Source organism: Streptomyces sp. NPDC030838 (assembly GCF_055572035.1).
The window spans coordinates 404,188-422,628 of sequence record NZ_JBVIED010000003.1; the positions used below are offsets into that span (position 1 = coordinate 404,188).

At 73.2% G+C, this 18,441-nt stretch carries 18 protein-coding genes; 9 read left to right on the forward strand and 9 right to left on the reverse strand.

The genetic code is table 11. From position 1 onward, the window contains the following. Positions 1 to 69: 69 nt before the first annotated feature. Positions 70 to 1,671, reverse strand: a complete 1,602-nt coding sequence (locus ACZ42A_RS12335; RefSeq protein ID WP_468527116.1) for a substrate-binding domain-containing protein — start codon at positions 1,669 to 1,671, stop codon at positions 70 to 72. Between the two features lie 202 nt (positions 1,672 to 1,873). Between ACZ42A_RS12335 and ACZ42A_RS12340 the strand changes: the two genes are divergently transcribed. From ACZ42A_RS12340 to ACZ42A_RS12350, 3 genes are all read left to right on the forward strand, one after another. Continuing rightward, positions 1,874 to 4,435, forward strand: coding sequence for a helicase-associated domain-containing protein (locus tag ACZ42A_RS12340; protein WP_468527117.1), 2,562 nt, complete (start codon positions 1,874 to 1,876; stop codon positions 4,433 to 4,435). A 199-nt stretch (positions 4,436 to 4,634) separates the two neighbouring features. Beyond that, positions 4,635 to 4,763, forward strand: a complete 129-nt coding sequence (locus ACZ42A_RS12345) for a hypothetical protein (RefSeq protein WP_468527118.1) — start codon at positions 4,635 to 4,637, stop codon at positions 4,761 to 4,763. 99 nt (positions 4,764 to 4,862) lie between these two features. Continuing rightward, positions 4,863 to 5,108 carry a hypothetical protein gene (locus tag ACZ42A_RS12350; RefSeq protein WP_468527119.1) on the forward strand — a complete coding sequence of 82 codons (246 nt, stop codon included), beginning with the start codon at positions 4,863 to 4,865 and terminating at the stop codon, positions 5,106 to 5,108. Here ACZ42A_RS12350 and istB read toward each other — a convergent pair. Continuing rightward, positions 5,077 to 6,321, reverse strand: a complete 1,245-nt coding sequence (gene istB / locus ACZ42A_RS12355) for an IS21-like element helper ATPase IstB (protein WP_468527120.1) — start codon at positions 6,319 to 6,321, stop codon at positions 5,077 to 5,079. The genes ACZ42A_RS12350 and istB overlap by 32 nt on opposite strands. A gap of 177 nt (positions 6,322 to 6,498) precedes the next feature. Between istB and ACZ42A_RS12360 the strand changes: the two genes are divergently transcribed. Next, a complete protein-coding gene (locus tag ACZ42A_RS12360; protein ID WP_468527121.1) occupies positions 6,499 to 8,142 on the forward strand; it encodes a DNA repair helicase XPB in 1,644 nt (547 codons plus the stop codon). On the opposite strand, the gene ACZ42A_RS12365 is transcribed toward ACZ42A_RS12360, so the two are convergent. After that, positions 8,094 to 9,236 carry a glycosyltransferase 87 family protein gene (locus ACZ42A_RS12365; RefSeq protein ID WP_468527122.1) on the reverse strand — a complete coding sequence of 381 codons (1,143 nt, stop codon included), beginning with the start codon at positions 9,234 to 9,236 and terminating at the stop codon, positions 8,094 to 8,096. The genes ACZ42A_RS12360 and ACZ42A_RS12365 overlap by 49 nt on opposite strands. 17 nt (positions 9,237 to 9,253) lie before the next feature. Continuing rightward, complete coding sequence (locus ACZ42A_RS12370; RefSeq protein WP_468527123.1) at positions 9,254 to 9,442, reverse strand: hypothetical protein; 189 nt, start codon at positions 9,440 to 9,442, stop codon at positions 9,254 to 9,256. A gap of 353 nt (positions 9,443 to 9,795) precedes the next feature. Between ACZ42A_RS12370 and ACZ42A_RS12375 the strand changes: the two genes are divergently transcribed. Then, the gene (locus ACZ42A_RS12375; protein ID WP_468527294.1) at positions 9,796 to 11,760 is read left to right on the forward strand and encodes a HelD family protein; all 1,965 of its coding nucleotides are present in this window, start codon (positions 9,796 to 9,798) and stop codon (positions 11,758 to 11,760) included. Here the strand turns inward: ACZ42A_RS12375 and ACZ42A_RS12380 are convergent. Both ACZ42A_RS12380 and ACZ42A_RS12385 read right to left on the reverse strand, forming a co-directional pair. Next, the gene (locus ACZ42A_RS12380; RefSeq protein ID WP_468527124.1) at positions 11,757 to 12,455 is read right to left on the reverse strand and encodes a copper homeostasis protein CutC; all 699 of its coding nucleotides are present in this window, start codon (positions 12,453 to 12,455) and stop codon (positions 11,757 to 11,759) included. The two genes, ACZ42A_RS12375 and ACZ42A_RS12380, sit on opposite strands and share 4 nt — an antisense overlap. Before the next feature lie 74 nt (positions 12,456 to 12,529). Then, the gene (locus tag ACZ42A_RS12385) at positions 12,530 to 13,204 is read right to left on the reverse strand and encodes a maleylpyruvate isomerase family mycothiol-dependent enzyme (RefSeq protein WP_468527125.1); all 675 of its coding nucleotides are present in this window, start codon (positions 13,202 to 13,204) and stop codon (positions 12,530 to 12,532) included. A gap of 279 nt (positions 13,205 to 13,483) precedes the next feature. Between ACZ42A_RS12385 and ACZ42A_RS12390 the strand changes: the two genes are divergently transcribed. Both ACZ42A_RS12390 and ACZ42A_RS12395 read left to right on the forward strand, forming a co-directional pair. Then, positions 13,484 to 14,134: an HD domain-containing protein gene (locus ACZ42A_RS12390; RefSeq protein ID WP_468527126.1), complete on the forward strand. Its 651-nt coding sequence runs from the start codon at positions 13,484 to 13,486 to the stop codon at positions 14,132 to 14,134. Between the two features lie 28 nt (positions 14,135 to 14,162). Further along, entirely contained in the window at positions 14,163 to 15,248 is a 1,086-nt protein-coding gene (locus ACZ42A_RS12395; RefSeq protein ID WP_468527127.1) for a GNAT family N-acetyltransferase, read from the forward strand. Positions 15,249 to 15,252: 4 nt separating this feature from the next. Here ACZ42A_RS12395 and ACZ42A_RS12400 read toward each other — a convergent pair whose 3' ends face one another. Beyond that, positions 15,253 to 15,540 (reverse strand): DUF4031 domain-containing protein, encoded by a 288-nt coding sequence (locus ACZ42A_RS12400; RefSeq protein ID WP_468527128.1) that lies wholly within the window; start codon positions 15,538 to 15,540, stop codon positions 15,253 to 15,255. Beyond that, the gene (locus tag ACZ42A_RS12405) at positions 15,537 to 15,920 is read right to left on the reverse strand and encodes a hypothetical protein (protein WP_468527129.1); all 384 of its coding nucleotides are present in this window, start codon (positions 15,918 to 15,920) and stop codon (positions 15,537 to 15,539) included. The genes ACZ42A_RS12400 and ACZ42A_RS12405 overlap by 4 nt, the downstream gene beginning before the upstream one ends. A 55-nt stretch (positions 15,921 to 15,975) precedes the next feature. On the opposite strand from ACZ42A_RS12405, the gene ACZ42A_RS12410 reads away from it, so the two are divergent. Continuing rightward, on the forward strand, positions 15,976 to 16,881 hold the full coding sequence (locus tag ACZ42A_RS12410; protein WP_468527130.1) for a MurR/RpiR family transcriptional regulator: 906 nt from the start codon (positions 15,976 to 15,978) through the stop codon (positions 16,879 to 16,881). A gap of 72 nt (positions 16,882 to 16,953) precedes the next feature. Further along, entirely contained in the window at positions 16,954 to 17,910 is a 957-nt protein-coding gene (murQ, locus tag ACZ42A_RS12415; protein ID WP_468527131.1) for an N-acetylmuramic acid 6-phosphate etherase, read from the forward strand. 15 nt (positions 17,911 to 17,925) lie between these two features. Here the strand turns inward: murQ and ACZ42A_RS12420 are convergent, their stop codons facing one another. Next, positions 17,926 to 18,438, reverse strand: coding sequence for a MarR family winged helix-turn-helix transcriptional regulator (locus tag ACZ42A_RS12420; protein WP_468527132.1), 513 nt, complete (start codon positions 18,436 to 18,438; stop codon positions 17,926 to 17,928). Positions 18,439 to 18,441 lie beyond the last annotated feature (3 nt).

Consider the following 18,441-nt stretch of genomic DNA (forward strand, 5'->3'; position numbering starts at 1 on the left):
TTTCCGATTTCCGCCGAAATCCATCCCCGGGGGACGACGTTAGCGCAGGGGCGGGCAGCCGATGCCACGTCAGGTGGGTTCGCACAGGCCCGGCTTGGCCACCTCCGAGCAGAGCCGGGCGGACGAGCCGAGGGTCTCGCGGCCGGCCTCCACGGTGAGGAAGCTGAGGAACGCCTGGGCGATGGAGCCGTCGGGGGCGCGGCCGTAGGTGTAGGCGTACTCGGTCTGCCAGTAGGGGTAGTCGCCCTCCTCGACTCCGGTGAGGGTCGGCTCCTGGTCGTCGATGCGGAGCATGACCACGCCGTCCTGCTGCTCCGCGCTGCTCACCTCGCTGTGGCCGAGGGCGCCGGGGATGTCGGCCGTCATGTCCAGCAGGGTGCCGGTCCTGCCGACCTCGCAGGCGCCCCAGGCGGCCGGGGTGAGGGCGGTGCAGTCGGAGACGGTGGGCTCGACCGGCTCCTCGCCGTCGAGGACCCGTTCGACGAGGGCGGTGCGGGTGCCGGAGCCGCGGTGCCGGCTGACCAGGTGGATGGGGATGTCGGCGCCGCCGACCTCGGACCAGCGCTTCACCTCTCCGGCGTAGATGGCCCGGATCTCCTCGGCCTTCAGGTTCTCCACGCCCGCGTCCTCGTTCACCACCAGGGTGTACGGCAGGTAGGCGAGCGGGCGGCTGAGCAGCCGGGGGTGGTTGCCGAGGGCCTTGCCGTCGGAGAAGGCGATGTGGTCGGCGAGCCCGTCGCCCGGCTTGATCCCGGCGTCCCGGCCGGCCCGGTCGAGGTCGGTCAGGCCCTCGGTGCTGCCGCGGAAGGTGTCCTCGGTGATCGGGATGCTGACGCCGGCCCGCTCGCAGCGGGCCGTGTAGGCGTCGGCGGCCTTGCGTACGGCGGGTTCGAAGGCGGTTGAGCCGTGCAGGTACAGGGTGCCGCCCACGCAGTCCTTCGGCGGTGGTTCGGGGGCGAAGGTGAGCGTGCCCGCCTGGATCAGGACGCCCAGGGCCAGCAGCGTGATGAAGACCCAGCCCGGCCGGGAGGCGAACCGGTGGCTCTCGGTCTTGGCCATCTTGAACTTGACGAACCGGGCGAACAGGCCGCGTCCGTTGCCGCCGCCGCTGACGTCGGCGCGGAACACCGGGTCGGGGAAGTCCTCCCGCTGGTCGCCCGAGGTGCTCTCCAGGACGGCGAGCACCTTGTAGTGGGCGCGGCGGTTGAGCTTGACCTTGGGCAGCCGGATGAGCCCGGCGCCGTTCTCCTCGCCGTATCCGAAGCCGCCGACCTCCTCGGTGAAGAAGTCACGCAGCTCGGGCTGGCTGGGCTCGGTGACGACCGCGCCCGCGACCCGGCGGCAGGGGAAGGTGACGCGGATGCCGGTCTTGTCGGACTCGGAGGTGAGGTAGTCGCTCTCGACGATCGGCTGCCAGCCCGCGTTCTCGATGCGCAGCAGGATGAACGACGGGTTGGTGAGGGTGCTGCGGTGGTCGTCGTGCAGCTCGCGGAGGACTCCGGCGTACGGCGAGTGGGCGGTGTCGGTGGCCAGCGTGTCCATCTGGACGCGGTAGCCGAGCCGCTTGCGCCCGACGACACCGAACTCCCACCCGAACGCGACGAGCGGCACCACGATGCTGAGGATCGCGATGATCGTGTCGAGATCCCATTCGATGCCCAGGCTCACCATCGAAACCCCTTGCGGCAGCGGGAGGTTGACGAGGGAGCCTCAGGGTGACGAGTGCGGGCGGAGTGTTGCCAGTGGTGCCGGAATCGTCCGTGCGGAATTCATCGCGGGGCCATCTGTGACACGTTCCGTTCGCCCGGCGGGCGCTCGCCGGCCCGCGCACAGCGCCTGCTGTCGTGGCCCGCCACCCGCTACCGTTGACCGGATGAGCACCGAGGAGAAGCCCGCGGCCCCCCGGTCCCTCGCGGAAGCGCTCCGCGCCCGGGACGACGCCTCGCTGGCCGCGCTCCTGCGCAGCCGTCCCGACCTCATCACGCCCGTGCCCACGGACCTGACCCAGCTGGCCACCCGTGCGGGCACCCGTGCCTCGGTGGTCCGCGCGCTGGAGCGGCTGGACCGGTTCACCCTCCAGACGGCGCAGGCGCTGGCCGTGGCCGCGGATCCGGCGTCGTACCCGGAGCTGCTCGGCCTGATGGCGGGCGACGAGGGCGATCCGGCCGTGGCCGCCGCGCTGCCGCGCGCCCTGGGCGTACTGCGCGAGCAGGCGCTGGTCTGGGGCGACGACGACCGGCTGCGGCTGGTGCGCACCGCCCGGGAGCTGCTCGCGCCCTCCCCCCAGCACCCCTCGCCGACCGGCCTCGGGCCCACGGTCCAGGAGGCGACGGCGGGTATGTCGCCGGGCCGGATCCAGGAGATCGTGACCGCGGCGGGGCTGCCCTCCACGCACGACTCGGTCTCCGCCGTGGCGGCGCTCACCGCGCTGTTCACCGACCGCTCCCGGATGCGGGCGCTGCTCGACGGCGCCCCCGAGGAGTCGCTGCACGTGCTGGAGCGGCTGGTGTGGGGCCCGCCGTACGGCCAGGTCACGGCCGATCCGGCGCCCCATCTGCGCTGGCTGCTGGACCGGGGACTGCTGCTGCCGACGGCGCCCGGGACCGTTGTCCTCCCTCGCGAGGTCGCTCTGCATCTGCGGGCCGGCCGCGCCCACCGGCGGCCCGAGCCGGTGCCGCCCGCCGTCGAGGCCGCGGCCGTCCACCGTCCACAGGTTGTGGACGCGACGGCGGCCGGGCAGGCGCTGACCGCGCTGGCCACCGTCGAGGAGCTGCTGAAGGAGTGGGACGAGGGCGGCCCCGCGGTGCTGCGGGCCGGCGGGCTGAGCGTGCGCGACCTCAAGCGCACCGCTGTCGCCCTGGACGTCTCCGAGCCGGTCGCCGCGTTCTGGGTGGAGCTGGCCTACGCCGCCGGGCTGATCGCCTCCGACGGGGAGGCCGACGAGCGGTACGCGGCCACCCCCGCCTACGACGAGTGGCGGGAGCGGCCCGCCGCCGAGCGCTGGGGCCGGCTCGCCGAGGCCTGGCTGGCGGCCACCCGCACGGCCGGACTGATCGGCGGGCGGGACGCCAAGGACCGCACGCTGTCGGCGCTGGGCCCGGGCCTCGACCGCTCGGCCGCGCCGGAGGTACGGCACCGGGTGCTCGGTCTGCTCGCCGGGCTGCCCGAGGGCGCGGCGCCCGACGCCGAGTCGGTGCTCGCCCGGCTGCGCTGGGAACGGCCCTCGCGCGGCGGCCGGGACACCGAGGACGACCTGCGGGCCCGGCTCGCGCAGTGGGCGCTGTCGGAGGCGGAGCTGCTGGGCGTGACGGGACGCGGGGCGCTGTCCGGACACGGGCGGGCCCTGCTGGGGGCGCCCGCGCACGCGCCGGAGCGCGCCCCGGCGCCCGAGCCGGAAGGGCCCGGCGACAAGCTCCCCGTGCACCACCACCGTCACCCAGTGCCCACCCTCGAACCCCTCTCCCCCGCCGAACAGGCCACGGCCACGGCTGCCGCCACGCGCCTGCTCGCCCCGCTGCTGCCCGAGCCGCTGGATCACGTCCTCCTCCAGGCCGACCTCACGGCCGTGGCACCGGGCCCGCTCCAGCGTCCGCTGGCCGAGACGCTGGGCGTGCTCGCGGAGGTGGAGTCCAAGGGCGGGGCGACCGTCTACCGCTTCACGCCCGCCTCGGTACGCCGCGCCCTGGACGCCGGCCGGACCGCCGCCGACCTGCACGCCTTCCTCGCCGAGCACTCCCGCACGCCGGTGCCGCAGCCGCTCGCGTATCTGATCGACGACGTGGCCCGCAGGCACGGCCACCTCCGGGTCGGCGCGGCCTCGGCGTACGTCCGCTGCGACGACGACGCGCTGCTCAGCGAGATCCTGGCCGACAAGCGGTCGGCGGGGCTGCGGCTGCGCCGGCTCGCGCCGACCGTGCTGGCGGCCGAGGCCGACCCCGCGACGCTGCTGGAGGGGCTGCGCGCGCTGGGCTTCGCCCCGGCCGCCGAGTCCGCCGAGGGCGACGTACTGATCACCCGCGCGCACGCCCACCGCACCCCGCCGCGCGCCGCCCCCGAGCCGGTGCCGGAGGGGCCGCCGACGCCCGACGCGACGCTCCTCGCCGCCGCGATCCGCGCGATCAAGGCGGGCGACCTGGCGGCCACCACGCCGCGCAAGCCGAGCGAGGGCGGCGCCTCCTCCCCGGCCACGCCCGGCGCCCTGCCCCGCACCAGCTCCGCCGAGACCCTCGCCACCATGCAGGCCGCCGTCCTCACCGGGCAGTCCCTGTGGATCGGCTACGTGAACGCGGAGGGCGCCGCGAGCCAGCGGGTCATCGCGCCGGTGCGGGTGGAGGGCGGCTTCGTGACCGCGTACGACCACACCGCGGACGAGGTCCGCACGTATCCACTGCACCGGATCACGGGGGTGGCGGAGCTGGCGGAGGACGAGGTCTGAGCCGGGGGCGGGGGAATCACCCGTACGGGTGTACGCCCCGGTTCATGCACGCCACGCCGGGCTTTTCCCACCCATGAGGGAGCTTGCCGGGCCTGTCGCATTCCGGGGGGAGGCGGCGGGCAGCCACCGGTTGTCCTGACAGCGCCCCGAGCCGCCCGACCAGCGGCTCGGGCCGGCACAGCCGAAAGGAAGTCCCTCCATGCGCGCAGCCCGTCGTGTGGCCGCCGTTCTGTCCGCCGTCGCTCTGATGTTCGGTGCCATGACCACCCAGGCCGCCGCCATCAGCATCGACGTCGCCGGACTCGTCGTCGAGACGCCGCAGGTCTGATCCACCGTCCCGCGCACCCCGGGCCGGTTCCGTCAGTCCCCGGGACCGGCCCGCCGACCCCGCGTCCCTCTCACATCCGCTGAAAGGCCTTACGCCCTCATGCGTCCCAAACTCCCCCCGCGCACCCGCTCCACCCGCTCCGCCGCGGTCGCCGTCTCCCTCGCCGCGCTGATCTCGGCCGCCGCGCTGGTCGGCGCCCTGACCTCGCAGGCCTCCGCCGCCCAGGCCGCACTGCCGCTGCCGCTGCCGGCCGGACCGGCCGCCGGGGGCGAGCCGCTGCTCAGCGAGGCGGTGAACGTCGAAGGACCGCTGATCAATACGATCGCTCTGCCCACGCTGAAGTAGCCCGGCGCGTGCGGTAGCTGTCCCCTTCGAGCCGTACGGTCTCGGCGTGGTGGGCGAGGCGGTCCACCATCGCCGGGACGGACGGGCCGTCGAACACCTCGTGCCAGCGCTCCAGCGGACGGTCGCTGGTCACGATCACCGAGCCGCGCTCGTATCGGTGCGCGACCAGGCGGAACAGCAGGCGCGTGGCGTCCGCGTCGAAGGGGAGGTAACCGACCTCGTCGACGACGATGAGGGGGACGTCGTCGAGGCCGGCCAGTTCCTCGGTGAGCCGCCCCGCGGCCTCGGCCTCCGCCAGCCGGGCCGCCCACACCTCGGCGGTCGCGAACAGCACCCGGTGCCCGGCCTGGCAGGCCCGCAGCCCGAGCCCGATCGCGAGATGCGTCTTGCCGGTGCCGGGGGCGCCGGTGAACAGCACGTTGCGGCGGGCGGCGACGAAGTCCAGCTTGCCGAGCCGGGCCACGGTGTCCCGGTCGAAGGCGCGGGGGTGGCCGGTGTCGAAGTCCTCCAGCTGCTTGCGGACGGGGAACCCGGCGGCCCGGATCCGCTCCTCGGCATGCGCCTCCCGCGCGGGCGGGCCGGCCTGGGCGGGCAGGGGCAGGGTCTCGGGCCCGGCCGTCGGCTCGGGCTCGGGCTCGGGCTCGGGTGTGCCGCGCCGGTGGCCGTGCTCCCTGAGAGGGTGCTCGGTGCGCGCCAGCATCGGCCCCGACATGTACGCCAGGATCGCGGCGGAGACGATGAACGCCATGTGGATCACCGTGCCCCACAGCAGGGAGTGGTGGGCGGTGTGGTCCACGTCCACGAACATCTGCAGCAGATGCACGGACGAGATGCCCACGATGGCGGTGGCCAGCTTGACCTTGAGCACGTTGGGATTGACGTGCGAGAGCCATTCCGGCTGGTCCCGGTGGCCCTGAAGGTCGATGCGGGAGACGAAGGTCTCGTAGCCGCCGACGATCACCATGATCAGCAGGTTGGCGATCATCACCACGTCGACCAGCTTCAGCACCGCGAGCATGACGTACGTCTCGTCGGCCCGCCCGCTCACGCACCGGACGATTAACGTCCACAGCTCGTTGAAGAACTTGTAGACATAGACCCCCTGCACGGCGACCAGACCGAAGTACAGCGGAGCCTGGAGCCAGCGCGTGGCGAAGAGGGCGTACCCGAGCGTGGCGGTCGGCGGGGGCGGCGTACGTGTCAGGGTCTGCACACTGCGCCATTCTTCGCAGAACTCCGCCGTACGGCCCTATCGCGCCACCCGCACGACTGAATAGACATCCTGTAGGACCAGACGTCGGGAGTCGTCGCCAGGTCGTCGACTGGACCGGCCGCCCACGCGGTGGATCAGGCACACTGGACGTTTGGCCGCGCGGAAGGATGTACGCACGTGAACGGACCGCTGATCGTCCAGTCCGACAAGACCCTGCTCCTGGAGGTCGACCACGAGCAGGCCGACGACTGTCGTCGGGCCATCGCGCCGTTCGCGGAGCTGGAGCGGGCGCCCGAGCACATCCACACCTACCGGGTGACGCCGCTCGGGCTGTGGAACGCGCGGGCCGCCGGGCACGACGCCGAGCAGGTGGTGGACGCGCTGGTCGAGTACAGCCGCTACCCCGTGCCGCACGCGCTGCTCGTCGACATCGCCGAGACGATGGACCGCTACGGGCGGCTCAGCCTGGTCAAGCACCCGGCGCACGGGCTGGTGCTGACCAGCACCGACCGGCCGGTGCTGGAGGAGGTGCTGCGCTCCAAGCGGATCAAGCCGCTGGTCGGCGAGCGGATCGACCCGGACACGGTCGCCGTGCACCCCTCGGAGCGCGGGCAGATCAAGCAGGTGCTGCTGAAGCTGGGCTGGCCCGCGGAGGATCTCGCCGGGTACGTCGACGGCGAGGCGCACCCCATCGAGCTGCGCGAGGACGGCTGGGCGCTGCGGCCGTACCAGAAGCAGGCGGTGGAGAACTTCTGGCACGGCGGGAGCGGCGTCGTCGTGCTGCCGTGCGGCGCGGGCAAGACGCTGGTCGGGGCCGGGGCGATGTCCCAGGCCAAGTCGACCACGCTGATCCTCGTCACCAACACCGTCTCCGCCCGGCAGTGGAAGCACGAGCTGGTGAAGCGGACCTCGCTGACCGAGGACGAGATCGGCGAGTACAGCGGGACGAAGAAGGAGATCCGCCCGGTCACGATCGCCACCTACCAGGTGCTGACGACCAAGCGGAAGGGCGTCTACCCGCACCTGGAGCTGTTCGACTCCCGGGACTGGGGTCTGATCCTCTACGACGAGGTGCACCTGCTCCCGGCGCCCGTCTTCAAGTTCACCGCCGACCTCCAGGCACGCCGCCGCCTCGGCCTCACGGCCACCCTGGTCCGTGAGGACGGCCGCGAGTCGGACGTGTTCTCGCTGATCGGGCCGAAGCGGTTCGACGCGCCCTGGAAGGAGATCGAGGCGCAGGGCTATATCGCCCCGGCCGACTGCGTCGAGGTGCGGGTGAACCTGACCGACTCCGAGCGGCTGGCGTACGCGACCGCCGAGGCGGAGGAGAAGTACCGGTTCTGCGCGACGACCGACACCAAGCGGAAGGTGACGGAGGCGATCGTGCGCCGGTTCGCCGGGCAGCAGATCCTCGTCATCGGGCAGTACATCGACCAGCTCGACGAGCTGGGCGAACACCTGGACGCGCCGGTCATCAAGGGCGAGACGTCGAACGCCCAGCGGGAGAAGCTGTTCGACGCGTTCCGACAGGGCGAGATCAGCGTGCTGGTGGTGTCCAAGGTCGCGAACTTCTCCATCGACCTGCCCGAGGCCACGGTCGCCATCCAGGTCTCCGGCACCTTCGGCTCCCGCCAGGAGGAGGCCCAGCGCCTCGGCCGCGTCCTGCGCCCCAAGTCCGACGGCCACCAGGCCCACTTCTACTCCGTCGTCGCCCGCGACACCATCGACCAGGACTTCGCCGCCCACCGCCAGCGCTTCCTCGCGGAACAGGGCTACGCGTACCGGATCGTGGACGCGGACGAGCTGCTGGCGGAGAGCTGAGGCCGGAGCAGCACCAGCACCGCCAGCCCCAGCAGCGGATACGGCGACGCCAGGGGCTGATGCCACCACGGGAGGTGGAGGTCCAGGGGGCCCTTGTGGGGGACCAGCCACAGGGTGCGGCTGGTGAAGACCGCCGTCACCAGCGCCGCCAGGCGGGGGTGGCCGTCAGCGATGAGTACCGCGATCAGCGGGACGCACCACACCCAGTGGTGGGACCAGCTGATCGGGGAGATGAGGAGGGCGGTGATCGCGGTGAGGAGGATGCCGTGGCGGTCGTCGGGCGTGCGGGTCGCCAGCCGGAGGCCGGCCGCCGCCGTCAGTAGGGCCGGGAGCCACCACGCCGGGCCCGGGGTCGGGTCGCCCAGCGCTCGGGCGATCAGCCCCTGGAGGGACTGGTTGTCGACGATCCAGGGCTTGCCGACGCGCTCGGTCGCGTAAAGGCGGCGCAGCCAGAAGTCGGCGCTGGCGGCGGGGAGGAACAGGGTGCCGAGGAGGATGGTCCCGGCCAGCGCCCCCGCCGCCGTCGCCGCCTCCCTTCGGCGGCCTGTGAGCAACAGGTACGCGATGAAGATGGCGGGGGTCAGTTTGATCCCGGCCGCGATGCCCACCGCCGCGCCCTTGCCGCGGGCGCCGGCCGGGCGGGTCAGGTCCCACAGGACCAGGCAGGCCAGGGCGAGGTTGATCTGGCCGTAGAGCAGGGTCTGGAAGACCGGTTCGAGCCACAGCGCGAGGGCTGTTGCCGCGCACGCCACCGGGAGTCTCGCGGGCAGGCCCGCCAGGCGGGCGGAGAGGTGGACCAGGCAGGCCAGCAGCAGCGTGTTGCCCGTGAGGAAGGCCGTCTTGAGGACGGTCGGGGGGAGCCAGGCCGTGGGGGTGAAGAGAAGGGCGGCGAAGGGCGGGTAGGTGGCCGGGAGATGCCACTCGGTGACCGTGAAGCCGTACAGGTCACGGCCGTCGAGGACCGCCTCGCCCTCCGCCTGGTAGACCAGCGCGTCGGCCATCGGGACGCGCTGGGCCACGCACAGCACGGCGAACGCCGTGAGGGAGATCACTAGGAGGAGCCAGGGTGTTGCGCTGCGTGCACGGCGGGTCACTCGGTGACCCTAGACCGTCACTTGCGGCGCACGCCCGCCTCCTCGCCGTACTCCCCGAGGATGATCACGTCGAATGCGGCGCCCGCGAAGGCCTTCACGGCGCGGAGCGCGTCGCCGAGGCGGTGCCGGTGGTCGCCGGCGACGGCACCCACGGCGGGCCGGGGCCCGGCGGGGGCCGGAGCTGGGGTGATGGCTGCTGCACTCATGTCTCCATGGTGGATTTACGGACATAACCGCCGCATCGGCCTCCGGTCGTCTTCGCCCCCTAGGGGGCCCGGGGGCGGCCGTACACCGTGAGGGGGAAGCAGTGCGCGGCGGGGGGCGCGAAGGGCGGCGCGCGAAAATCGTTCGCTCCCGCTTCCGGGCTCATCTAAAATCTCCGCTTCTTGCCCGCCTCCTTACGGAGTGCCGCCGCCCGGACGGAAACCGGCCGGCATCTCGGAGTCACACCCACCCCGCAGGTCCCTTCGGAGGCACCCCCTTGTCCACCGTCGACCCCGCCGACCCGCTCTCCCGCGAGCGCTCTCATCTCGCCGCGTCCCGTGCCGCGCTGCGCGCCATGCGCGAGGACGTGGAGTCGCTGGACATCCGTGACGTCACCGCGAACTGGGTGAACGCCCAGATCCTGGAGCGCCAGATCGGCGAGCGGATCAAGGCCCTCGCCGACCTCAGCGACACCCCGCTCTTCTTCGGCCGCCTGGACTACCTGCACGCCCCGGGCGCCGATCAGGCGGAGGGCGCGGAGGGCGAACGCTTCTACATCGGGCGGCGGCATGTGCACGACGCCGACGGTGATCCGATGGTGATCGACTGGCGGGCGCCGGTGTCGCAGCCGTTCTACCGGGCGTCGAAGAAGGACCCGATGGACGTCGGGTTGCGCCGCCGCTTCGGCTACACGGGCGGCGAGCTGACCGCGTACGAGGACGAGCACCTGTCGGACCCGGCGGAGGCGGCACAGGCCAGCAAGCTGCTCCAGCAGGAGATCGAGAAGCCGCGTGTCGGCCCGATGCGGGACATCGTGGCCACCATCCAGCCGGAGCAGGACGAGATCGTCCGCTCGGGGCTCGGCGGGACGGTGTGTGTGCAGGGCGGTCCTGGCACCGGGAAGACGGCTGTCGGCCTGCACCGGGTCGCCTATCTCCTCTACGCCCACCGCGAGCGGCTGGCCCGCACCGGCACGCTCGTCATCGGGCCGAACAGGTCCTTCCTGCACTACATCGAGCAAGTGCTCCCGGCCCTGGGCGAGTTGACCGTTCACCAGGCCACCGTGGACGACCTCGTGGCGCACGTCGAGGTGCGCGGCACGGACGAGGCGGCAGCGGCGGTCGTGAAGGGCGACGCGCGGATGGCGGAGGTGCTGCGCCGGGCCGTCTACTCGCATGTGACGATGCCGGCCGAGCCGGTCGTCGTGGTCCGCGGTTCGCGCCGCTGGCGGGTCCCGGCGTACGAACTGGAGGACATCGTCCGCGAGTTGCTGGACCGGGGCATCCGCTACGGCGCCGCCCGCGAGGCCCTGCCGCAGCGGATCGCGCACGCGGTGCTGGTGCAGATGGAGCGCGCGGGCGAGGCGCCGGACGACCGGGTGCAGGACGCGGTGGCCCGCAACAGCGCGGTGAAGGCGGCGGTGAAGGCGATCTGGCCGGCGGTGGACCCGGCGAAGCTGGTGCTGCGGCTGCTGACGGACGCGGACTTCCTGGCCGTACACGCCGACGGGATCCTCAGCACCGACGAGCAGAAGACGATCCTGTGGGCGAAGCCGGTCAGGAGCGTGAAGTCGGCCAGGTGGTCGCCCGCGGACGCCGTCCTGATCGACGAGGCGACGGACCTCGTGGAACGCACCCACTCGCTCGGGCATGTGGTGCTGGACGAGGCGCAGGACCTGTCGCCGATGCAGTACCGGGCGGTGGGCCGCCGCTGCACCACCGGCAGCGCGACGGTCCTCGGCGACCTGGCGCAGGGCACCACACCGTGGGCGACGCGCAGCTGGCAGGAGGCGCTGGGGCACCTGGGCAAGGCGGACGCGGTGATCGAGGAGCTGACGGCCGGTTTCCGCGTGCCGACGGACGTCATCACGTACGCCTCCCGGCTGCTCCCGCACATCGCGCCGGGCCTCACCCCGGTCGCCTCGATCCGCGAGAACCCGGGCTTCTTCGAACTGCGCCCGGTGACCGGGACTCCGGAGGTCGTCGCGGCCTGCGCGGAGATGCTGCGCAACGAGGGCTCGATCGGCCTGATCGCCGCCGACGCCCGCGTCCCGGCGCTCGCGGAGGCCCTGACGGAGGCGGGCCTGCCGTATCTGGCACCCGGCGAGGAGACCACCCGGGAGACCCGGCTGACCCTGGTCCCGGCGTCCCTCGCGAAGGGTCTGGAGTACGACTACGTGGTCCTGGACGAGCCGCAGGCGGTCGTCGACGGCGAACCCGACGAACGCACCGGCCTGCGCCGCCTGTACGTGGCCCTGACCCGAGCGGTGTCAGGCCTCGTCGTGGCCCACGCGGCACCGCTGCCGCCGCAACTCGCCTAGGCCCACCCCTCGTCCAGCACCCTCCGCCACACCCCCACCGCGTCGGCGGACACCGGCCCGTCCCAGCCGTGTGGGCGGGCCGCGCCGCCGATGTGGAAGCCGGAGATTCCGGCGGCGAGCAGGTGCGGCACATGGTCGAGCCGCAGGCCGCCGCCCACCAGGATCTGCTGCTCGTACCCGGGCTCCCCCTGCCGCGCCGCCTCGGTGAGGAGTGTGGGGAGGCCGTCGTCGACGTCGGTGGGCGAGCCGGCGGTGAGATAGGTGTCCAGGCCGGGCATGCCGTCGAGCTGCTTGCGCAGGGCGTCCCGGTCGGCGGCGTGGTCGATGGCCCGGTGGAAGGTCCAGGGGCAGCCGTCCAGCGCGGCGACGATCCGCTCCACGGCGTGCAGGTCGACGCCGCCGTGTGCGTCGAGGAAGCCGAGGACGAACTGGTCGGCCCCGGCGCCGCGCAGCTCGTGGGCGATGCCCGGCAGCCGGTCGATGTCTCCGGCCGCGAAGCCGTCGGCGAGCCTCAGCATCACCCGCAGCGGGATGTCGACGGCGGCGCGGATCGCGGTGAAGCCGGCGGTCGACGGGGTGAGCCCGTCGGCGGCCATGTCGGTGACCAGCTCCAGTCGGTCCGCGCCCCCGGCCTGGGCGGCGACCGCGTCCTCGACGTCGAGGGCGATCACCTCCAGGACTGCACGCTTGCTCATGACACCCCAATTCGTCGGCGTTCGTCAGGCTAGAGGTCTAGTCCAATCAAAGACTACGCCTGTATGGGGCCGCCTCATCCGAAGATGTTCAGCTCCCTCGCCTCCACCCCGGCCAGCTCGTACTCCGCCCCCGCCGTCGGACGCCCCGAGTACAGCCGTACGAGTGTCGGCGCGGCCCCGATGAACCGGGCCGGCGGCCGGGCGCCGCCGGTCTCGCCGAGCCGCAGCGGCTCGTCCCGGTCGTCGAGGTCGGCGTGCACCCCCACATGCCCCTTCTCCCGCGTGACCCAGGCGAGCAGGTCGAGGGCGTGCGGCAGCCCCGGCCCGCCGTACGCCCCGGGCTCCCCGAACACCTCCCGGACGTCACCCGCGTGCACCCACTCCCCCAGCGCGATCATGTCCAGCGCCCCGCCGGACTTGGCGATCACCGGCCCGGCCTCCGTCATCCCGCGCTCCAGCTCGTCCACGACCTGCGCGTTCGTCCAGTCGGCCCGCTCGGCGATGTCCCGGTCGTTGGACTCGGGCGAGAACACTCCCTGCTCGAACCGGCTCTCCACCACCCGCGTCAGCGCGGCCGAACAGTGCGCGAGCACATCCCGCACCGTCCAGCCGGGACAGGCGTCCGTCGGCAGCGCGAAGTCCCCGTCCGCCCGGCTCCGCAGCAGCGGAATCAGCGCGTCCCGCTCGATCGTCAGCAGCCGCCCGGGCAGCTCCGGGTCCCGTACCTCGTGTGCATCCACAGAAGTCATGCGGCCACGCTAGGGCCTGCCGTTTGGATCACGCCGGCGTCGCGGGGTCTGGCGCGCACATCTGCCGCGTTGTCGTCACTCGCCGACGCTCCGCGTCGACTCCCTCCTCCGCCTTGCAGCTGCACGCTCCCCCACGCTCGAACCGGCTTCGCTCGGCTCGCGCGGGGGCACCCCCATCGCCCCCGCTCGGGTCGGCCAAGACGCACCGTTCCGTGCAGCCGGCCTGATCCAAACGACAGGCCCTAGGGCCCAGGCGCCTCCACGCGGGAGAATGCCGCCATGGTCGACATCGATCGCGAGGAGCTGCGCGCCCGCTTCAGCCGGTCCCTGGAACGGGCCCGGCATCCGGGTGACGGACCGGATCCGCTGCCGTACGCGGACAATCTGCTGGAGCGCTGGGAGGAGCCGCAGCGGCGCTATCACACGCTCGCCCATCTCACGGCCGTACTCGACCACATCGACACCCTGGAGAAGTACGCCGACGACCCCGACCTGGTCCGGCTGGCCGCCTGGTTCCACGACGCCGTGTATCTGCCCGAGCGGTCCGAGAACGAGGAGCGGTCGGCGCGGCTCGCCGAGCGGGCGCTGCCCGAGGCCGGGCTGCCGGAGGACAGGACCGCCGAGGTGGCGCGGCTGGTGCGGCTCACCGCCGGGCACGCCCCCGCCGACGACGACGCCAACGGGCACGTCCTGTGCGACGCCGACCTGGCGATCCTCGCCTCTCCGCCGTCCGCGTACGCCGTCTACACGGCCCTCGTGCGCGAGGAGTACGGCTTCATCCCCTCCGACGCCTTCCGCGCGGGCCGCGCCGCGATCCTGCGCGACCTGCTCGCCCTGCCCCGGCTGTTCCACACCCCGTACGGGGCCGAACGGTGGGAGGCGACCGCCCGCTACAACCTCACGGCCGAGCTGGAAATCCTGTCGTCCTGACCCCGCCCGCTGCCCTAGCCTGCCGGGCATGACTGACGTGGGCGGGCAACGGGCGGCCGAGGCCGTCGAGCGAGCGGTGGCGGACGCGGCACGGGTGCTGCGGACGGGGGCGGGGCAGGACTGGGACGGCACCAAGGCGGGCCGCCTGGAGTGGAGTTGCCGGGAGGCGGCCGAGCATCTGGCGCGTGCGCTGCTCATCTACTCGTCCCAACTGGCCGGCCGGGGACGGCACATGGACGCCCGCGCGCCGTTTCACCTCGCGGTCGCGGACGGCACGGACCCTTCCGGGCTGATCGACATCGTGGAGACCGTGGGCACCCTGCTCACGGCCACCCTGCGCACCACCCCGCCCCGCGACCGCGCCTTCCACCCGTTCCCCTTCCGCAGCGCGAACCGCGACGGCTTCGCCGCGATGGGCGTCGCGGAGACCCTGCTGCACACGCATGACATCGCCGAAGGGCTGGGACTGGCGTACGAACCGCCCGCCGAGCTCGCCGAGTTCGCCCTCACCCGGATCTTCCCGGAGGTCCGCCCCGGGCCCGCCCCCTGGCCGACCCTGCTGTGGGCCACCGGCCGCGGTGATCTGCCCGGCCGCGACCCGGTCACCGACTGGATGTGGAGCAACAACCTCGTCATCCCCGCCGGACGCCTCACCCTGGAGGGCGTCACCCCGGCAGCCGCCGCCGACCTCGCCGCGGGCGGCGACGGCGGGTTCGACTGGGTCGAGGGCGGGCCGTACGAGGGCACGCGCGACGCCGCCGCGATGACCCTGAAGGCGTACGAGACCGGGGTGCACCGGCCCGAGTTCGGGCTCTTCGTGCTGGTCCGGCAGGAGGACTCCCGCGCGGTCGGCGGCATGGGCTTCCACGGCACGCCGGACGAGGACGGCCGCGCGGAGATCGGCTACGACCTCGCGCCCTCCGCCCGCGGCCACGGCTACGCCACCGAGGCGCTGCGCGCGCTCGCCGAGTGGGCGCTGGCCAGGACGGACGTACGGTCGCTCTTCGCCACCGTCGAGCGGGCGAACGTACCGTCGCAACGGGTCGTCGCGCGGGCCGGGTTCCGGCAGGTGGAGGCGGAGGGGGAGCTGATCGCCTACGAACTGCGGGCGTGATCGCCTACGCGTCGCCGGCGTGACCCGCCGGTGAGTGCCGCTTGCGGCGGCGCAGTCCGGCGCCGTGCAGCAGCCGCACCACCTCGCGGCTGGTGACCTCCACGGCTCCGGCGCGCACCACGTCGGCGTAGCGGTGCGCCGGGATGTCGTAGTGGTCGCGTTCGAAGGCCCGCCGGGGTACGCCCAGACGGGCGGCGAAGGTGTGCAGCTCGTCGTACGAGACGTCGCTGACCAGGTGGGACCACAGCCTGCCGTGACCCGGCCAGGTCGGCGGGTCGATGTACACCGTCACGAGGACGACATCCCGCCCGTCGCCGAGCCCAGCGAGCCGATCGACGCCACCTTCACGCCCGCCTTGTGGCACACCCAGTGCGGGTCGGGGCCCAGCTCCGGCTCGACGTCCAGCGCGTGCGGATCGCCCGAGCCGCACACCGGGCACAGCGGCCAGCGGCCGTACCGGTCGAGGAGCGCGTCCTGCACGTCCTGGGCGACCAGCCCGGCCACGAAGTCCGCACCGTCCGGCCACTGCTCCACCCACCAGCGCCGCTGCGCGACGGACTCCTCCACCAGCGAGACGACGTCCGCTTCGGCGACCTCGCCCGCGACGAGATCGGCCAGCACGAGGGCACGCGCAGCGTGCAGTGCCTGCTCCAGGGGGCTGATGGGGTCCATGACCCTATTGTGCGCACTCTTGACCAAGAGTCGGAGCCGAAAATATCTTTCAGGGGTGACCAGGGATGTGAAGGAAACTTTCGGCGGCCCTCCGCCCGCACCCGGCGCCCTCGCCGCCAAGGTGCGCGCCCTCGCCCCCTCCATGACCCGCTCCATGCAGCGCGTCGCCGAGGCCGTCGCGAGCGACCCCGCCGGCTGCGCCGCGCTCACGGTCACCGGCCTCGCCGAACTCACCGGCACCAGCGAGGCCACCGTCGTCCGCACCGCCCGGCTCCTCGGCTACCCCGGCTACCGCGACCTGCGCCTCGCCCTGGCCGGCCTCGCCGCCCAGCAGCAGTCCGGCCGCGCGCCCGCCATCACCACCGACATCGCGGTGGACGACCCGATCGCGGACGTGGTGGCGAAGCTGGCGTACGACGAGCAGCAGACCCTCGCCGACACCGCCGCCGGACTGGACACCGCGCAGCTGGGCGCCGCCGTGAGCGCCCTCGCCGCAGCCCGCCGCGTCGACGTGTACGGCGTCGGGGCGTCCGGTCTCGTCGCCCAGGACCTCACCCAGAAGCTGCTGCGCATAGGGCTGATAGCCCACGCCCACAGCGACCCGCACCTCGCCGTCACCAACGCGGTCCAGCTGCGGCCGGGCGACGTCGCGCTCGCGATCACCCACTCCGGGTCGACGGGCGACGTCATCGAGCCGCTGCGCGTCGCCTTCGACCGCGGCGCGACCACCGTCGCGATCACCGGACGGCCGGACTCCCCCGTGACGCAGTACGCCGACCACGTGCTGACCACGTCCATCGCCCGGGAGACGGAACTGCGCCCGGCGGCGATGTCGTCCCGCACCAGCCAGCTGCTCGTCGTGGACTGTCTGTTCGTCGGCGTGGCGCAGCGGACGTACGAGACGGCGGCACCGGCCCTGTCGGCGTCGTACGAGGCGCTGGCGCACCGCCACCGCAGATGAACCGGTGACTGCGGATGACACCGCACGATCCGTACCGACTGACGCCGTCCGTACCGAAGAGAGCCGCCCCCCATGACCTCCACCCCCGACCCGCGCACCCTGCAAGCCCAGTTGGAGACCCTGACCACCGAGGCCTTCCGGCCCGAACTCGCCGAGATCGACCGGCTGTCCACGCTGGAGATCGCCACGCTGATGAACGCGGAGGACGCCGGCGTGCCCGGCGCGGTCGCCCGGCAGCTGCCGCGGATCGCCGCCGCGATCGACGCCGTCGCCGCCCGCATGGCCGACGGCGGCCGGCTGATCTACGCCGGTGCCGGGACCGCCGGGCGCCTTGGCGTCCTGGACGCCTCCGAGTGCCCGCCCACCTTCAACACCGACCCCGCCCAGGTCGTCGGCCTGATCGCGGGCGGCCCGCAGGCGATGGTGACCTCGGTGGAGGGCGCCGAGGACTCGGCGGACCTGGCCCGTACGGACCTGGACGCGCTGGACCTCGGGCCGGACGACACGGTGGTCGGCATCTCCGCCTCCGGCCGCACCCCGTACGCCATCGGCGCGGTCGAACACGCCCGCAAGCTCGGAGCACTGACCATCGGGCTCGCCTGCAACCCGGACAGCGCGCTCGCCGCCGCCGCGGACCACGGCATCGAGATCGTGGTCGGCCCGGAGTTGATCACCGGCTCCACCCGGCTGAAGGCGGGCACGGCCCAGAAACTCGTCCTCAACATGCTCTCGACGATCACGATGATCCGCCTGGGCAAGACCTACGGAAACCTCATGGTCGACGTCCGCGCCTCCAACGACAAGCTGCGCGCCCGCTCCCGCCGCATCGTCGCCCTCGCCACCGGAGCGGGCGACGAGGAGATCGACCGGGCCCTCGCCGACTCGGACGGCGAGGTGAAGGACGCGATCCTGAGCATCCTGGCGGGCGTCGACGGCCGGACGGCGGCCCGCCTGCTGGCGGAGAACCGGGGCCGGCTGCGGGCGGCGCTGGCGGCGGCGACGGGGACGGGGACGGGGACGCCGGGATGATCCGGAAGACAGGCCCTAGCAGCCGTCCTCCGGACAACCCGGCTCGTCCGCGTCGATCCGGTCGCTGATACGCCGCGCGAGGGCCACGAAGTGCTCGCTGTCCGCCTCGGACAACTCACCGGTGGCGAGGGACTCCAGCCGGGCCCAGACGTCCATGACGCCCTCCTCCAGCTCCCGCCCGGCCCGCGTGAGCGTCACGACGGTGCTGCGCCGGTCCTGCGGGGAGCGGGCCCGGGTGACCAGACCGGCGTCCTCCAGCCGGCGGACGGACTTGGCGACGGTGGAGTGATCCAGGCCGAGCAGCCGTCCGAGGCTGTTCTGCGACTGGCCGTCCTTCTCCCAGAGCTGCATCAGCATCAGCTCCTGCCCCGGGTAGAGGCCGTGCTCCCGCAGCAGCTCCGCGGCGAGCGCGCGGTGCTTGCGGGCCAGGGTGAACACCGCGAAGCTCACGGGGAACCGCTCCATGGCCCCCGCCAGGATGTTCGTCTCCGGTGGGGTGGCCGCTGCGGCCGCTGCCGGGTCCGTCATGTC

Coding starts and splice junctions, on each gene's coding strand:
- ACZ42A_RS12390 (WP_468527126.1), top strand. CDS start 13,484: ATGGTCGACATCGATCGCGAGGAGCTGCGCGCCCGCTTCAGCCGGTCC.
- ACZ42A_RS12385 (WP_468527125.1), bottom strand. CDS start 13,204: ATGACTTCTGTGGATGCACACGAGGTACGGGACCCGGAGCTGCCCGGG.
- murQ (WP_468527131.1), top strand. CDS start 16,954: ATGACCTCCACCCCCGACCCGCGCACCCTGCAAGCCCAGTTGGAGACC.
- ACZ42A_RS12395 (WP_468527127.1), top strand. CDS start 14,163: ATGACTGACGTGGGCGGGCAACGGGCGGCCGAGGCCGTCGAGCGAGCG.
- ACZ42A_RS12420 (WP_468527132.1), bottom strand. CDS start 18,438: ATGACGGACCCGGCAGCGGCCGCAGCGGCCACCCCACCGGAGACGAAC.
- ACZ42A_RS12335 (WP_468527116.1), bottom strand. CDS start 1,671: ATGGTGAGCCTGGGCATCGAATGGGATCTCGACACGATCATCGCGATC.
- ACZ42A_RS12350 (WP_468527119.1), top strand. CDS start 4,863: ATGCGTCCCAAACTCCCCCCGCGCACCCGCTCCACCCGCTCCGCCGCG.
- ACZ42A_RS12405 (WP_468527129.1), bottom strand. CDS start 15,920: ATGGACCCCATCAGCCCCCTGGAGCAGGCACTGCACGCTGCGCGTGCC.
- ACZ42A_RS12375 (WP_468527294.1), top strand. CDS start 9,796: ATGCGCGAGGACGTGGAGTCGCTGGACATCCGTGACGTCACCGCGAAC.
- ACZ42A_RS12380 (WP_468527124.1), bottom strand. CDS start 12,455: ATGAGCAAGCGTGCAGTCCTGGAGGTGATCGCCCTCGACGTCGAGGAC.
- ACZ42A_RS12340 (WP_468527117.1), top strand. CDS start 1,874: ATGAGCACCGAGGAGAAGCCCGCGGCCCCCCGGTCCCTCGCGGAAGCG.
- ACZ42A_RS12370 (WP_468527123.1), bottom strand. CDS start 9,442: ATGAGTGCAGCAGCCATCACCCCAGCTCCGGCCCCCGCCGGGCCCCGG.
- ACZ42A_RS12345 (WP_468527118.1), top strand. CDS start 4,635: ATGCGCGCAGCCCGTCGTGTGGCCGCCGTTCTGTCCGCCGTCGCTCTG.